Source organism: Enterobacter sp. HMSC16D10, from assembly GCF_001807145.1.
Lineage (GTDB): Bacteria > Pseudomonadota > Gammaproteobacteria > Enterobacterales > Enterobacteriaceae > Enterobacter > Enterobacter roggenkampii.
Map to the genome: position 1 here is coordinate 1 of NZ_KV787827.1, position 14,040 is coordinate 14,040.

A 14,040-nucleotide genomic window follows, 5' to 3' on the forward strand; every position below is an offset into this window, starting at 1 on the left:
AAACGTCAACGTCAAAACCGCCGCTCAAGAATCTACCGGAAGATGTGATTCAAACCTCACCACGTCCCAGTTCACGGATCTGTTTTGCTGGGTCCTGGCAGCATCGGAAGGGGAGCCACAACCGGCAATTTTTACGCCGCCAGAGAATGCCACTGAGCTGACGTTAATTAATGACGAATGCCCGGATTATATCTCTGTCTGGATCGTAGATGGTCGCCCGGTGGCAGTTGCAATGCCGCTGGATAATTTTCACCGCGTTATTTCTTCATCACTAACTAAATAATCAGGAGTAAATAAATATGGTCAGTTTCGCAAGCCGCTATCGTATGCCTACCTCGATTCGTAAAGACCGTCCGCTGACGAATGAGGAATTACAGCACATCGTTCCGAGCGCGTTCTCATCGGATAAACACGATTCACGCTCTGAACGTTATACGTATATCCCGACCATAAACATTCTTGATCGCTTACGTGATGAAGGTTTTCAGCCGTATTATGCAACTCAGTCACGTACACGTGACCAGGATAAACGCGACTTTACAAAGCATATGCTTCGCCTGCGTCGTCATGACCAGATTAACGGAAAAGAAGTACCGGAAATTATTCTGCTGAATAGCCATGATGGTTCAAGCAGCTATAAAATGATCCCCGGTATGTTCCGTCAGATTTGCAGTAATGGTCTGGTTGCGTGGAAGGATTTTGGTGAAATCCGCGTACCCCACAAAGGGGATATTGTCGGTCAGGTTATTGAAGGCGCTTACACGGTGCTGAAAACATTTGACGCGGTTGATGAAAATATTGACCTCATGAAAAGCATTCAGCTCACTTTGCCTGAGCAGCGCCTTTTTGGTGCGACCGCCCTGGAACTTAAGTACGATGGAAAACCAGCGCCGATTACACCGGAGCAAATTATTAACCCGCGCCGTGTGCTCGACAGAGGCCAGGATTTATGGACCACGTTTAACGTGGTTCAGGAAAATGTGATCCGTGGGGGAATTCGTGGCAGAACGGAAAAAGGGAAGATGACCAGAACGCGGGAAGTCACCGGAATAGATGGTGACATCAAATTAAATCAGGTGCTCTGGAAAATGGCTGAAGAGTTTGCAAAACTGAAGGCCTGATAATTAAGCCGCTCAACAGAGCGGCTTTTTACTGTCCGCTGTTTAAAGATGCTGTTTCTGCAATTTTTATCTCATGTTCCTTTCCCGCAGTTGGCGCCAGACGTTCAGAAAGTAACTTTTTTCTGGCCAGTAAAACGCGATATATATTTTTGATATCCTGAGCATAGGCCTTGCGCTGCGCAATGAGCTTTTTGCTCGGCCCCGTATTATACATCCCCACGCTGTCCCAGTTTTTTCCGTATGACCTGAAGTTGTGCGCCAGCACCCATGCCCCGGTGTAAACGCAGATACATGGATCATTCAACAGGCGATCACGGGTAATATTGAAGTTTTTAAGTTTACCGTAATGGGAACTGTTCACCTGCATCCCGCAGACATCTTCTGTCCCATTTTTGTTTGATCCATTTATCGCACCCGGCTTCAGCCTGCTCTCTTTAATCGAAATTGACATAAGCAGTAGTGGATCAATTTGATAATCTTTCCCGGCCTGATCAAAGCACATCTGGGGAGCTGCGCCAGCAGACAGTGAAATGGTCAGCAATGCCGCAGGTAGTAACGATATTTTCATGGTTTGGCCTTTTAACGAAATACACGGGCTCTGGAGCGTCGTTTTAAAAAATACCCCGGCGGATCGTCGTAATCAAGTTAATTCACTACAAACGCGCGTGAGCGCTCTCCTGCAGGGATTTAACACCTGGTCGGAATAAACATGTCAGGACAGTGGGCGGTATTAATATGCCGCTCTTTACTAACCCTTTAAAACATCACACCCCACGCAAGACTTCGTCTTGCAGATTTTTCCTTTAATTTCAGGTGGATGTCTGTAAGAAATTTGCGCGCATTTGGAATATGACCGTTTAATGTCGTACATACCGACACTACACTATCGTATAATCCTGATACCTGTTAGTGTCGGTATGTCTCACATGTATCGTACAATTGTAGATATACTGTAATTACATTGAATTATATATCGCACAGTGTCACACTATCGCACATCATGGTGCTGGATTGTACTACTGTATAGAACAGGAATTCACAGTAGCATCAATCCATTACACCTTTGCGCAGCAATCTGATAATCCACCAACAGGCCATATGTAGTGTCGGTTCCGACACTAACTTAAAACAGGTAAGAAATATGGGAAGAGTCGGCATCTACCTTAAAGATAAAATTGAACGCGAAGTTCGCGATATTGTACAGCAGGACCTGCAAAACGGCGCAAACGCAGGAGAAGCAAACATCTCAGCCACCTGCAATGAATTAATCCGGCTTGGCCTTCTTGTTTATAAACGCGACGGAGAAGATGGCAACCAGTTTGATATCGAAGGATACCGGAGAGACCTCATAAGAAAAGCAGCAGGTTCACGCGAAGGCACAGTCCTTATAGCCACTCTACTTGCTGAGATGTATTTAAAAATGACAGGAAAAGACGGTGAAGGCAGCCTGGAAGATACGCTTGATATGATTTTAAGCGGCATAAATACCGCCGAGAACGAGGCGGAAGCAAGGCACTTCATCAACGAAAAAGAATAAATCTGCGAGCCGGAAACCCCGGCTCGCATCGATCACTGAGACGACTTTTCGTCCCACAGAGGCTCGCTTTTCTCCACCTCCTTAATTTTTTCCTTCAGGAAAACTTCAAATTCCATACACAGCACTTTAAGCGCCTGCACATCCTCGTTCTGGTCAAGCAATCTTTCAGTAAAATAGCCGAGAGTATTCATTAACCGGGTGAGCATTTCATCATTCAGACTGCGGTTATGCACCTTCGCCATCGCCCTGATTTCATCCGCAAGATTCTCAGGAATACGCATGCTATAGCCGGTAGTTTTCCCCGGAAGCAAAATTCTTTCACCCTCCCGCCATACCCACAATTGCTCCTGTTTGTGTGGGGTCTTAATTTCACTCACAACCTCAACGGATTCACCATCAAGTAATTTCCCAAGCCATTCCTCAAATCTGACCGCCAGCGCAATAAGCCGCTCACCCTCCGCAGTTTTAATGACAGGCTTACCCGGCTGATAATTCAGAGACAACAAAAGCCTGGCAATAATTTCCTCATTCACGCTCCTGTTACCCGCTCTGGCACATATTCTCAGCTCCATGAGCAAATTATCGGGCGCCCGCAACCTCCACTCCACAGCCTCCCCTGGCTGGAACTTCCGTGGACGGCCGCGACCATCCCACATTTTCTCTTTAACTTTCATAGCTATAGATCCCTGAGGCCATTTCTGAACTTACTGGTCAACAAAGCCTACTCACTTACATATTCGGATAAATCTGAATACCTTCTAAAAATGTGACATGCGTCACAGTTTTTTTTTTTTAGGGTCATGGGACAATTACGCCCGCGTAAACAAGCACTTACGCGATTCACTTTTGTTTACTTCGGAGAAAACAAGCATGTTAACCAAAGGCAGTGCCCTTAACGTCGGTAAGGGATGGGCGGTAGCGTCCTTATTCCGCAAAGCTCGTGAAAATCGTCTGACTAAATTTTACTTAAAGACAGTTGGCGCATTTCTTTTTGCATTCCTGGTCACACACCCGGCATTCGCATCCGGTACTGACCTTCTCGCATCACAGAACACAACGGTTAATTCAACCTTTGGTTCTGGCTCATCAATCGTTAAATGGTTTTACCTCGGGGAAATTCTTTTCGGTGTCTTCATTTATATGAAAACCCGCTCCCCACTCACATTCCTGGGCGTGCCGCTGGTAATCATTGCAACACGCATTGGTTTTGCGATTGCGAGCTAACCATGAGCGGGGAAGAGGATAAATACTACTTCCCGGAAACACTGAACCAGCAGGACCGTTATTTTGGTTTGCCATTAGATGAAATTATTATTGTCGCCCCTCTGGCTATACTGGGCATCCTCAACAATATGTCTATTGAACTCTCCATCATAGCGGGCCTGCTCTGGTTTCTCGTCAGATATCTGAAGAAAGGGCAGGGGTCGTACTGGTTACTTAATTTCTGTTACTGGCACCTGCCATCACTTTTATTCAAAGTAACCTTTCGCCAGATTCCTGATTCAAGTTTCCGGCACTGGAGGGCATAGTTTTTATGAAACTGAAAATTAAAGGAGAGCGCGATAAACAACTTAGTTATGCGTTTATTGGTCTTTCAGCGTTAACTTTAATTATGGGCGCGGGAAACGTATTAACAGGTTCGCTGGCATGGCATTTCGCCACCACCCAGAAAATCATCACCACGCCATTAACGTTTAACCGCCCATTTGCATCAGATTCAAAAAGTGTCGACGCCACCGGCCTGACACAGTTCGCCGCTTCCTTTATTTACTGGCGGCTGAATGTTAGCCCGGAAAACGTCGACACTAACCAGAAAATGGTTCTTGGATTCGTCCCCTCCGCCGAACGGGACGCACTCAAGAAAGCCCTGGATATTGAAGCTGAGCGAATCAAAAACGGGGGCATCACCACCCGATTCGACACGAAAGAAATTCGCGTTATTGACGATAACACCGTGCAGTACAGCGGAATACTGAAACCATCCACCACCAACGGCGCAATCACCACGCCACTGAAAGACCAGGAAAAAACCTACCGACTTAAACTGAGTTATGACAATGGTGTGATTAACCTCCACAGCTTTGAAGAACTCCAGCCGGTATCTTCCACCAACTGACAGGACTGCCCATGAAATTTCGCATTTCACCGGCAGCTGCTGCTGTGTTTCTGGCAGCGGGATTATTCACAAGCGGCCTCCGGGCCGCTTCCGCACCCGCAGCCATTCCGTTTGAGAACGACGCCGCCTTTAACGTCACACTCAGCAACACCAACCCGAGCAAGGTTGTTGTTGACGGAGAACTCATAACCAGCATCAGCGGACCAACCGGTGCCTATGACCAGAGCACAACCGACGACGGAGCGCTAATTCTGTCTCCACTCGTAGGCCAGAACTTCACGGTGTTTATCCAGACTGACCGCGGCTCATCCCTGAGCCTGAACGTCAGACCCCAGCCGGGTAACGGCAAAACACTGCGCTTCACCCCAATGTCACCACCACTTCGCAAGAACGATGACGCGAAGGCATGGGAAGAAGGGCAGACCTACGAAAAAACTCTGGTCGCATTGTCCCGCGCTGTAGTCAATGGCCAGGTGCCGGACGACTACCAGGAGTACCCGGTCAGCCGCATGCCGGCATACACACCCGCCAGTGATGTACGCCTGACGCCGGAACGCCAGTTTGTAGGTAACCACCTGCGCATTGTGCGCTTCCGGATGAGCAACCCGGGCAGCATCACCCGCAGCCTGCGCGAGCGTGATTTCTGGCGCAAGGGCGTCCGGGCCGTAATGCTGTCGCAGAACCAGCTCTACGCCGGCGGAGAGGGGTATGCCTGGATTGTGTTTTCAGATGACGGAGACACCCGCCCATGAACCTGAATGAAAACCTGAAAACCCGCCGTAAGCAGCTGGCCATTCTCGCTGCCGTTATAGTCGGCGGCGCGGCCGCAACGGGCGGCGTTATCTGGTACGGGCAGCATCAGCAGGAGCAGAAGCAACCCGCCCCGGTCGCAACGCCAAATATGACCGGCGTGGTTACCGCAGCGTTTAACCAGCAGGTTAACGATGCCGCACTGCAGCAGCAGCAGGCCAAAACATCAGAGCTTGAAGACAAGCTCGCTACGCTCACGCAGCAGTTCGCACAGAACAAACTCACCACCGAGCAACAGCTGGCCAAAAAGGACGAAGAAATTCAGCGTCTGAATGACCAGCTTACGAAAGCCCCCGGCAGCAACCAGACCACTGGCCAGCAGACACCACCTGCAGGTCAGAACGGAACACCACTCCCCGGTCCCGTTGCTGCCGGTCAGGCCCGGCCTCCCGAATACACTGTGACCCCCGCAGGCACACCGGCCGCCACTGGTGTGAATATGGGGCAGGGCGCAGCGTTCTACCCGGGGGGCTCCGGCCAGAGAATGACTGGCGGCCTGTCGACAACAAAGTTCAGCTATGAAAGCCTGAAGAAAAAGCCAACGAAACTCCCCTGGATTCCGTCAGGCTCCTTCTCCGACGCCATCATGATTGAAGGTGCCGACGCCAACGCCAGTGTTACCGGCCAGCAGAACACCCAGCCCGTCACCATCCGCCTGCTGGGCAATATCCAGATGCCGAACAACAAAGAATACAGCGCTGACGGCTGCTTTGTGGTGGGTGAAATCTGGGGCGACATCTCCAGCGAGCGCGGGATTGTCCGGACGAAATCAATCAGCTGCGTACTGAAAAACGGCAAGCACGTCGATATGGAATTCGATGGCCACGTCAGCTATCAGGGTAAAGGGGGTGTTCGTGGCAAGCCTGTTATGCGAAACGGCATGATTGTCGGCTACGCGGGGGCTGCAGGCCTCCTGTCAGGTTTTGGTGAAGGTATCAAATCTGCGGCAACACCATCTGTCGGCCTCGGTGCCACAGCGGAAGTAGGTGCCGGCGACGTGTTTAAGCAGGGCTTTGGCGGCGGGGCCAGTAAGGCAGCCGACACGCTGAGCCAGTACTGGATTAAGCGCGCCGAACAGTATCACCCGGTCATTGATATCGGCGCTGGCAACCTGGTAACTGTGGTCTTCCAGAAGGGCTTCCGCCTTGAAACCATCGAGGATGCCGATGATGCGAAAGCGAAAGAGGAACTGCAGAAAGCCGGCAACGCCGCACAGAACGCTGTGACGCCGCAGCCTGCGAGCCAGACCACAACCTCCAGCACCACCTCTGTCGGTAACATTAACCCTGATGACGTTCTCCGCCAGGCCAGTCAGTTGCGCCTCGGTGACACCATCAACTAATGAGGAATCCAGGATGAAATCCTTTATCCGTGAAGCAAAGCGTAAAGACAACGCGCTGACACAAATCCGGGAGGACCTCGATGACTGGAGCGCCGGTCGATCAACGCCGGTGCAGCGGTTTTTCGTAACTGCATGGGTATTCATGATTCTCACAGGAAGCGGTCTCTTCCTGCATTACTGGCCAGTATGGGGATGGATATTTCTGGCAGTCTGGTTCGTCCTGAGCAACCTGCTGCTCAGAAAGCTCATACCACGCAAGACAGAATCGTGGGAGGCCGTGTTTGACGATACGCTGTCATCCTACAAACCGGTTAATCAGGCGGCCTGGGGAAAACTGAAACTGCAGGTTGAGAGAGAGGGACTTACGCTGACTGCAGTCAGAAGCTGGTTTCAGGAAGAAGCGATGTCTGTCTGGCCAGAAGAGAGAACCGCTAAATAAGGTAGCCGGAATGCGTGAAGAAAAACGTAACAACGACCTGCTCAGGAAAATGCGGATGCATATTGCTGACTGGGAGACCGGCCGGCCAACCCCTGCAGGAAGCAAGTACATGTTTTTGGGGTTTGTCATCTTTCTCTGTGCAGGGGGACCGGTTCTTTCGTACTGCCCTCCACTGTGGGCGCTGGGTATCCTGATTGTCTGGCTATTTCTGACTCAATGGATATGCAGGCGAATTGTCCCCCGCTACAACGAAAGCTGGGAGGAGGTATTCGACAGGATGCTGTCTGCTTATGAACCCCTGAACCTTCCTGCCTGGGAGCACCTGAAGCGTCAGGCTGAAACAGAGGGGCTGACGGCCAGCAACGTCAGAAACTGGTATCAGCTGGAAGCGATGAGCACCTGGCCAGAAAAGAAACCTGACCTGAAATTTCTCAACAACAGTCCAGACCGTGAGAAAGAGTCCGGGAGCGAGTGAACAGCAAAGCGGCACTCGGATTGCTGATTACTCTCACCGGTTTATATCACCTCATCATCACAATCCTGGAATTCTTTTCACTGGAGTGTTTATGCCTTCAATCAGGACAAATTCTTCATTACTCAAGATCCTGTATGACTACCGCCACGTCGTCTTTTTAGTGCTTATTTATGCGACTGAAATGACGGTATGGGCGATTCTGAACCTGAAGGGACTCGGCGACGAGGACTTTTCCACATGGCGAATCTTTCTGCTCATAAGCGTGGCCATCATCGCGTCCAGTGCTGCAGCTTATGGCGATACTGATAAAGCATGGATGATGTTTGCAGGGGCTCTCGCGCCCTGGCTCAGCGCGTCTGTTTCAATCATCGTCTAGGGTTTCATTCAAATGAACCTGCATTTTCTGTCGATGGACTGGTTTTTTACCTGCGTACTGTGCAGCTTCGGTCTGCAGGTAATGCTCAATGTCATGCGAGAAATTTTCGTGTAAGCCACAAATCGTTCCCCCCTTGTACATATAACCCTCAAATTCCAACCGGAGTTACCCCATGAAAAAACTACTGGGTGCTGCACTGCTGTGCAGCGCACTGACCGGCTGCGCCGGTCTCAATTCTGATTTCGACTGCAACAAGACCGCGACCGACCAGTGCCTGACCACCGGTGAAGCCAACAAGCTGGCCGCTCAGGGTAAAAGTCTGGATGACCTGACGGCAGATAAAACCGCAAAAAAGCCTGCGGGTGAAACCCTGCCGGCACTGCGCAATTCGGCACCGGTCGTGAATCCGTTCCGTCCTGTCTCCGTCGCAGCAACCGGAACTGCCGCCGCTAAGCCGCTGAACACTGCGCCGGTGAAAGCGTCCGGCTCACTGGTCACGCCGCTGACCACGACCAGTCATGTGGCACCTGTACCGGTTAACACGGCGGGCCGCGTTCCGGTTCAGCGTATTCCTGATGCCACGCAGCGCCTGTGGATTGCCCCCTGGGTGGACACGGACGACAACTTCCATCAGCCGGCTGTGGTCGAGTTCGTGAAAAACAAATCCCACTGGGATGAGAGCTACCGCGTTATCGGGGAGGGGGGTGAATGAACAGCCTCTACATCAACAGTAACGGTGGTCTCGATCCGTTAGCCCACTCACGGAAAGGAACGATACAAATCACCGCCACACAGTCAGTCGATACCGACGATGAAACGCTGGCCGTTCTGAGCGTGAGCTGTGACTGGCAGATGAAAACTGCCGGTGACGCGCTGCACGCCGGGCAAATGAACGAAGAGAAGCTGCGTCGCCTGGAATTAATCCGGGCCGCAGCGGAGGGTCGAAAATGAGTTTTGTCGACAGCCTGATGGATATGCTGAAAAACGGGAAGCAGGAAGACGGAGCCGCCACGGCCCGCAACAACCTCTCTCAGACCTGGGACTATCCCTCTCTGGTCGCCGCGCTGCCGTACCGGTATTACGACGATACGAATGAGATTTTCGTCAATGCCGGCTCCGCAGGTTTCATTATGGAAGCGGCCCCGCTTCCCGGCGCGAACGAGCAGGTGATGGCCGCGCTCGATGACATGCTCCGCAAGAAGCTGCCACGCCAGACGCCCGTCACCGTTATTCTGGTCGCAAGCAAATGTGTCGGAGAGCGTATCGATCGCGGCGTGAGTAATGATATGTGGAAAGGCGGGATGGCTGAGCACCTCAATAAAATCACCCGCGCTTTCTGGCAGCGCTCCGCGCTCCACGGTCTGGCCAACGAACGTGAATATCCGCTCTACCTGCGTAACTACCGTATCTTTTTTGTGTACGGCAAAGAGGTAAAACGTTCTTCCCAGATGCAGCGGGTCATTGACGAGCTGATTCAGATACGCAACACCATCCGCGTCTCACTGGGGGCCGCACGTATCGACAGCATGAACATTGATGTTCACGCCTTCCTGTCTGCGGTACGTGAAGTCATGAACTACCGCCAGGAACAGGTGCTGATGTCTTCCGGAGATTACAGCGAGGACGAGAGGCTCAACCGCCAGGTGGTTGATCCGGGGATTGACCTTAAGGTTCATCCATCGCATATCCGGATGGTGCTGCCGGAGACTATCGACGCGCGCGGGACGCGCCTGCCGGCATCGGCATGCCGCATCATCAATATGCAGCTCGCCAAAAACCCTCGTCGGTTTGCGCTCTGGCAGGGCGCAGATAATCTGCAAAATCTGCGCTTCCCTGACCTCGGCATTCCCTGTCCGTTTATGCTGACCTGGACCACTGAGCTGGAAGAACAGACCAAAAGCCAGAGTGAGGCGTTTCGTAAAGACACGGACCTGTCCAAAAAGGCCAACTCAGCCTACGCCGCACTCTTTCCTGGCACCAAAAAAGCAGCCGAAGAGTGGCGTCGGGCGCGTGAACAGCTGAACAGCAATGAAATTGCACACTGCAGAACCTACTTTAACCTGACCCTGTTCGCGCCGGACAACAACACCGACGCGCAGGCCTGCGAGCTGGCCGCCGTGAACGTGTTCCGTAAGAACGAGCTGGAGATGGTCACGATACAGTACCAGCAGATGCGTAACTGGCTGGCCGGGTTCCCGTTCGTCATGCAGGAAGGAATGTGGGAAGACCTGAAGATGACAGGGGCTACCCTGCGCGCCAAGTCATGGAATGCAGTAAGCCTGATGCCGGTTGTGGCCGAGCGCCAGCTGTCCAACGTGGGGATGCCGCTGCCGACCTATCGCAACCAGGTGGCGTTCTTCGACATGTTTGGCGAAGAGAACGGCAGTACCAACTTTAACATTGCGGTAACCGGTACCTCAGGGGCAGGGAAGACATTCCTTATTCAGGGGATTCTGCGTGATGTGCTGAATGCTGGAGGTTTTGGCTGGGTCATCGACATGGGGGATGGATATAAGAACTACTGCCATCAGGCCGGCGGGGTCTACCTTGACGGTGCGAAGCTTAGATTTAACCCGTTCGCTAACGTCAAAGACATCAATCACTCTGCGGAAGGGATTGTGCGTCTGCTGACGGTGCTGGCCAGCCCGACACAGCCGCTGGACGGTGTCTGTGAAGCGATCCTGCAGAAAGCGGTAATGGATGCGTGGGAGAAGAAAGGCAACAAAGCCCGTATCGACGACGTTCATAATTACCTGACTAATGAGGATGTGAATCAGGCGTTCGCAGACAAGCCGACCATCATCGCGCGTCTCGCTGAGCTGGCCATGCTGCTCGATACCTACTGCACCTGGGGGCCGGACGGCGAATACTTCAACGCCGACACCCCGACGCTCGACGGTGAAACCCGCTTCGCGGTGCTGGAGCTGCTGAGCCTGGAGGACAAGCCGAAGCTGCTCTCGTCCATCCTGTTCTCGCTCATCCTGGCAATTCAGGAAAAGATGTACCACAGCCCGCGCGATCTCAAAAAAGTCTGCATCATCGACGAGGCCTGGCGTCTGCTGGGTGGTTCAAACCCACATGCGGCCCGGTTTATCGAAACAGGCTACCGTACGGTGCGTCGACACCGTGGCGCGTTTATCACCATCACACAGGGCATCAAGGACTTCAGCGCCAGTAAGGAAGCCGAAGCGGCCTGGAACAACAGCTCCACCAAAATCACCCTGCTGCAGGATGCGAAGGCGTTTAAACAGTACCTTGCCGATAACCCGGATCAGTTCTCGGACATGGAAAAAGAAGTTATCCGCGGCTTCCAGCCCGCCCTGCAGACCGGCTACAGCTCCCTGCTGATAAGCGCCGGGGAATACAGCTCCTTCCACCGCCTGTTTGTCGACCCCGTCACGCGCGCCATGTTCAGCTCCCGTGGTGAGGACTTTGCCTTCATGCAGAACGCTCAGAAAGCCGGAGCGGCTGCGGAAGAAGCGGCGTATCTGCTGGCGGAGAAGAAATACGGCAGTGAACTTCGTGAACTTGAAGAATGGGTGAACGCAGCATGAGTGAACAACAGGACAAGCCATATGACGGCGATACCGTCCGCGACGGTGTAACAATCGTAAGCAAGACATCCCGATGGGTTAAGGTCGGGATGCTGGGGCTGGCGGGACTTCTGGTCATGACAGGCGTCGCGTACGTAACGGCGAAAGTCGTCACACCTGAGGTGGTGGTCTTCGACATGAAGGGCACGATAGATCTCTTCAAGCAGCAGTCCGCCCAGCTGCATCTCGATGAAGGCAGCGCAAAAGCGATGACCCTGCAGTTCAACGCGGCGTTGAGCGGCAGCCTGGATGCGTGGCAGGCCTCACACAACGCCATCATTCTGGTGAAACCGGCGGTAATAAACCCGCAGCGGGATATCACGAATGAGATCCGTGCCGACATTGCACGGCGTACCCAGGGGGGCCAGTGAAAAGACGACTGAAGCTGATGGCCATGCTCCTGATGCTCTCTGCCGGCAGCGGGGCGAAAGACCTGGGGACCTGGGGAAACGTCTTCGAACCGGCCGAGCAGGATATGCTGGCCTTTATCCAGAACCGCCTGAAGGGGATGGAGCAGACGGGCGAACTGGACCGGCTGCGCAGGGAAGCAACGGACAGGGTGAAGGAGCATGCGGTACGCCCGATGCCGGTGGAGGGCCTCACAAAAGCGAAGGAATACCGCAGTTTTGCGTGGGACCCGACCTTCACCGTGAAGGAAACGATCACTGACATGCAGGGCAACGTGATCGCCCGTAAGGGCGACACGGTCAACCCCCTGGATAGGGTGCCCTTCAGCCAGGTGCTTTATTTCATCGACGGTGATGATAAAGAGCAGATGAACTGGATCCGTCAGCAGATCGCAGGCCAGACAAACGTGAAGGTCATCCTGGTGAAAGGCAACATTAAGGAAACCAGCGATGCACTGAACGAACGCATCTTCTTCGATCAGTCTGGCGTACTGACCCGTAAGTTTGGTTTTGAACATATCCCCGCGCGCATCTCACGCGATGGCCGCGTGATGAAGGTGGAAGAAATTCCGGTATCAGGAGCAAAAAAATGAGCGCAACCACGTTAGGTGATCTGTTTCCGCACATGCACGAGGCCGTCACAACGCATCGCCGCTACGCTAAACAACCCCGCAAAGCATCAGCCGTTACATCCCGCATGGGTACGGCAGAGCGGCTAAAGACGCTGTATCCGGAGCTGGATTCCTGGCATCCGGTACTGGTGACCAAAGCCTGGCTCCACTGGTGTGTTCAGAACCAGCAGGACAGCCGGGAGCCGTCGAAACGTGATGAGCGTTTTCCGGACTACATCATTCACCTCTTACTGGAGAACATGCGGGCCGAGGACAGCGCGAAACGTAAAAAAGGCCAGACGATGTCACTTTCTGAGCGCCTCGACAGGTTGTTCGCGGGCGAGGAGCAGGAGAACGCCGAATGTCACTGAAGTGCAATGCTGAAACCAGAGGCTGTGATGAAAAAGTGAAACAACTCTGCCAGCTGTACCCTGAAATCGCATCCTGGCATCCGATGCTGGTCACCGGTGCGTGGCGTCAGTGGTGCGCGGAGAACCAGCGTCAGCCGATAGCGCCGGAAGAACGGGATGAGGCGTTTCCCCTGTACCTCGTCAGGCTTATCCGCAACAGAATGGAGGAGATGAACGCATGGCGTTAATCAGCTGCTTCACCGGACCTCAGGGCTTGCAGGGGATGCTCACCTGTTTGCGCGATACTGAGGGCATGACCGGTATTCTGGTCGTGGTAACACTACTCGCGGGCTGGCTTGTTGTTCAGCATCTTGCAGATGCACGCCGTGAACGCCGGGCGTGGGAGAGCAGACCGGGAATACCCGTTCCGCAGGCACAGTTTGGCAGTGCCCGACATGCCGATGCGGTACATGGCTTTGCCAACAGAGACTATTACCAGATGCTGCTCGCAGAGCTGGAGCAAGGTCTGACCGAGGCAGGTTATGCACTGACGCATGATGAATCACAGCGCGTAACGATACCGACAGCAGACCGACTGGCTCTCAGTCGCAGGATTTTTCGGGCGCGTCTGCGTTATACCACACCGAGAGTCTCTGAGCAGACGATGAAAGACAGCGAAGATATAGCGGTGAACGACGGGTATGCCGGCACGTGGCTCAGTGTGCTTATACGTGGCAGTGAGTGCGCTGGCTGGTACATCACCAGACCGCAAAAAGGCCATTGATTCAACCGCGCTGCCATTCAGGATGTTCGGTGCTCACTGCGTTGCGCTCCGCCTCAGCCTGAATGCCACCCCGGTTTAC

20 protein-coding genes and 1 pseudogene are annotated in these 14,040 nt (G+C 53.1%); 19 read left to right on the plus strand and 2 right to left on the minus strand.

The features are described 5' to 3' along the window. Positions 1-283 (plus strand): annotated as a pseudogene (locus HMPREF3143_RS02365) (hypothetical protein); the annotation flags it as partial. 16 nt (positions 284-299) lie between these two features. Next, positions 300-1,121: a DUF932 domain-containing protein gene (locus HMPREF3143_RS02370; RefSeq protein WP_032656128.1), complete on the plus strand. Its 822-nt coding sequence runs from the start codon at positions 300-302 to the stop codon at positions 1,119-1,121. Positions 1,122-1,149: 28 nt separating this feature from the next. Here HMPREF3143_RS02370 and HMPREF3143_RS02375 read toward each other — a convergent pair whose 3' ends face one another. After that, positions 1,150-1,689, minus strand: a complete 540-nt coding sequence (locus tag HMPREF3143_RS02375; RefSeq protein ID WP_045409361.1) for a lytic transglycosylase domain-containing protein — start codon at positions 1,687-1,689, stop codon at positions 1,150-1,152. 573 nt (positions 1,690-2,262) lie between these two features. Here HMPREF3143_RS02375 and HMPREF3143_RS02380 point away from each other — a divergent pair. Then, complete coding sequence (locus HMPREF3143_RS02380) at positions 2,263-2,658, plus strand: relaxosome protein TraM (protein WP_045343951.1); 396 nt, start codon at positions 2,263-2,265, stop codon at positions 2,656-2,658. 32 nt (positions 2,659-2,690) lie between these two features. On the opposite strand, the gene HMPREF3143_RS02385 is transcribed toward HMPREF3143_RS02380, so the two are convergent. Further along, on the minus strand, positions 2,691-3,332 hold the full coding sequence (locus HMPREF3143_RS02385; RefSeq protein WP_045409364.1) for an Arc family DNA-binding protein: 642 nt from the start codon (positions 3,330-3,332) through the stop codon (positions 2,691-2,693). A gap of 196 nt (positions 3,333-3,528) precedes the next feature. On the opposite strand from HMPREF3143_RS02385, the gene HMPREF3143_RS02390 reads away from it, so the two are divergent. The 16 genes from HMPREF3143_RS02390 (at position 3,529) to HMPREF3143_RS02465 (ending at position 13,961) form a co-directional block, all read left to right on the plus strand. Continuing rightward, a complete protein-coding gene (locus HMPREF3143_RS02390; RefSeq protein WP_045343953.1) occupies positions 3,529-3,882 on the plus strand; it encodes a type IV conjugative transfer system pilin TraA in 354 nt (117 codons plus the stop codon). Positions 3,883-3,884: 2 nt separating this feature from the next. Next, a complete protein-coding gene (traL, locus tag HMPREF3143_RS02395; RefSeq protein WP_045343954.1) occupies positions 3,885-4,187 on the plus strand; it encodes a type IV conjugative transfer system protein TraL in 303 nt (100 codons plus the stop codon). A 5-nt stretch (positions 4,188-4,192) separates the two neighbouring features. Continuing rightward, complete coding sequence (locus HMPREF3143_RS02400) at positions 4,193-4,774, plus strand: TraE/TraK family type IV conjugative transfer system protein (protein ID WP_045409367.1); 582 nt, start codon at positions 4,193-4,195, stop codon at positions 4,772-4,774. An 11-nt stretch (positions 4,775-4,785) separates the two neighbouring features. Next, the gene (traK, locus tag HMPREF3143_RS02405; RefSeq protein WP_045409369.1) at positions 4,786-5,526 is read left to right on the plus strand and encodes a type-F conjugative transfer system secretin TraK; all 741 of its coding nucleotides are present in this window, start codon (positions 4,786-4,788) and stop codon (positions 5,524-5,526) included. After that, on the plus strand, positions 5,523-6,926 hold the full coding sequence (gene traB / locus HMPREF3143_RS02410) for an F-type conjugal transfer pilus assembly protein TraB (protein WP_045409372.1): 1,404 nt from the start codon (positions 5,523-5,525) through the stop codon (positions 6,924-6,926). Before traK ends, traB begins: the two co-directional genes overlap by 4 nt. A gap of 13 nt (positions 6,927-6,939) precedes the next feature. Next, complete coding sequence (locus HMPREF3143_RS02415) at positions 6,940-7,365, plus strand: hypothetical protein (RefSeq protein ID WP_045409374.1); 426 nt, start codon at positions 6,940-6,942, stop codon at positions 7,363-7,365. Between the two features lie 10 nt (positions 7,366-7,375). Then, positions 7,376-7,840, plus strand: a complete 465-nt coding sequence (locus HMPREF3143_RS02420; RefSeq protein ID WP_045409376.1) for a hypothetical protein — start codon at positions 7,376-7,378, stop codon at positions 7,838-7,840. Positions 7,841-7,931: 91 nt separating this feature from the next. Next, a complete protein-coding gene (locus HMPREF3143_RS02425) occupies positions 7,932-8,216 on the plus strand; it encodes a hypothetical protein (protein ID WP_045409378.1) in 285 nt (94 codons plus the stop codon). Between the two features lie 172 nt (positions 8,217-8,388). After that, on the plus strand, positions 8,389-8,928 hold the full coding sequence (gene traV, locus HMPREF3143_RS02430; RefSeq protein ID WP_045409379.1) for a type IV conjugative transfer system lipoprotein TraV: 540 nt from the start codon (positions 8,389-8,391) through the stop codon (positions 8,926-8,928). Further along, on the plus strand, positions 8,925-9,167 hold the full coding sequence (locus tag HMPREF3143_RS02435) for a hypothetical protein (RefSeq protein WP_045409380.1): 243 nt from the start codon (positions 8,925-8,927) through the stop codon (positions 9,165-9,167). The genes traV and HMPREF3143_RS02435 overlap by 4 nt, the downstream gene beginning before the upstream one ends. After that, positions 9,164-11,770: a type IV secretion system protein TraC gene (gene traC / locus HMPREF3143_RS02440; protein WP_045409383.1), complete on the plus strand. Its 2,607-nt coding sequence runs from the start codon at positions 9,164-9,166 to the stop codon at positions 11,768-11,770. The genes HMPREF3143_RS02435 and traC overlap by 4 nt, the downstream gene beginning before the upstream one ends. Then, positions 11,767-12,180 (plus strand): type-F conjugative transfer system protein TrbI, encoded by a 414-nt coding sequence (gene trbI / locus HMPREF3143_RS02445; RefSeq protein ID WP_045409385.1) that lies wholly within the window; start codon positions 11,767-11,769, stop codon positions 12,178-12,180. The genes traC and trbI overlap by 4 nt, the downstream gene beginning before the upstream one ends. After that, positions 12,177-12,809 carry a type-F conjugative transfer system protein TraW gene (gene traW, locus HMPREF3143_RS02450; protein WP_045409388.1) on the plus strand — a complete coding sequence of 211 codons (633 nt, stop codon included), beginning with the start codon at positions 12,177-12,179 and terminating at the stop codon, positions 12,807-12,809. Before trbI ends, traW begins: the two co-directional genes overlap by 4 nt. After that, positions 12,806-13,198: a hypothetical protein gene (locus HMPREF3143_RS02455; RefSeq protein ID WP_045409392.1), complete on the plus strand. Its 393-nt coding sequence runs from the start codon at positions 12,806-12,808 to the stop codon at positions 13,196-13,198. Before traW ends, HMPREF3143_RS02455 begins: the two co-directional genes overlap by 4 nt. Continuing rightward, positions 13,189-13,425 carry a hypothetical protein gene (locus tag HMPREF3143_RS02460; RefSeq protein WP_045409394.1) on the plus strand — a complete coding sequence of 79 codons (237 nt, stop codon included), beginning with the start codon at positions 13,189-13,191 and terminating at the stop codon, positions 13,423-13,425. The genes HMPREF3143_RS02455 and HMPREF3143_RS02460 overlap by 10 nt, the downstream gene beginning before the upstream one ends. Next, positions 13,416-13,961 carry a hypothetical protein gene (locus HMPREF3143_RS02465; protein WP_074147105.1) on the plus strand — a complete coding sequence of 182 codons (546 nt, stop codon included), beginning with the start codon at positions 13,416-13,418 and terminating at the stop codon, positions 13,959-13,961. The genes HMPREF3143_RS02460 and HMPREF3143_RS02465 overlap by 10 nt, the downstream gene beginning before the upstream one ends. The last annotated feature ends 79 nt before the right edge of the window (positions 13,962-14,040 follow it).